At 44.7% G+C, this 627-nt stretch carries 2 tRNA genes and 2 rRNA genes; all 4 read left to right on the top strand.

Going from position 1 to position 627, the window contains the following annotated elements:
* Positions 1–53 (top strand): 16S ribosomal RNA (locus LLU09_RS12500); the annotation flags it as partial.
* Between the two features lie 158 nt (positions 54–211).
* Positions 212–288 (top strand) — tRNA-Ile (locus tag LLU09_RS12495).
* Positions 289–303: 15 nt separating this feature from the next.
* A tRNA-Ala gene (locus LLU09_RS12490) sits at positions 304–379 on the top strand.
* A gap of 148 nt (positions 380–527) precedes the next feature.
* A 23S ribosomal RNA gene (locus tag LLU09_RS12485) occupies positions 528–627 on the top strand; the annotation flags it as partial.

The raw sequence follows: 627 nt of genomic DNA, 5'->3' as shown, positions 1-627 counted from the left end.
TGAAGTCGTAACAAGGTAGCCGTATCGGAAGGTGCGGCTGGATCACCTCCTTTCTAAGGATATTATAGGAGACACCTGCCAGTCAGGTGTAGCGGAACCGTTGACATATTGTATTCAGTTTTGAATGTTTTAAATTTCTACATATTAATGTAAAATTAATTCTTGAAATTTCCATTCACAATAGTATAATTGATTACCGTAAAACATGAATGGGCCTATAGCTCAGCTGGTTAGAGCGCACGCCTGATAAGCGTGAGGTCGGTGGTTCGAGTCCACTTAGGCCCACCATTTATAGTTCTTTACGGGGGCTTAGCTCAGCTGGGAGAGCGCCTGCTTTGCACGCAGGAGGTCAGCGGTTCGATCCCGCTAGTCTCCACCATTTTTAAAAACATGTACATTGAAAACCGTATAGAAACAATGCGAAAAATGATTTTTAACCGAAAATCTAGCGTAGAAAACCGAGAACCGAAAGAGTTCAAAAAACACGCGTTGTGTCAGCCTAGCTGGCACACTCACAATTTCATTGCGATTAAGTAATGAAGGGCGCACGGTGGATGCCTTGGCACCAAGAGCCGATGAAGGACGGAACCAACACCGATATGCTCTGGGGAGCTGTAAGTAAGCGTT

It is taken from the genome of Salinicoccus sp. RF5, from assembly GCF_020786625.1.
Lineage (GTDB): Bacteria > Bacillota > Bacilli > Staphylococcales > Salinicoccaceae > Salinicoccus.
This window is presented reverse-complemented; position numbering and strand designations above follow the sequence as displayed.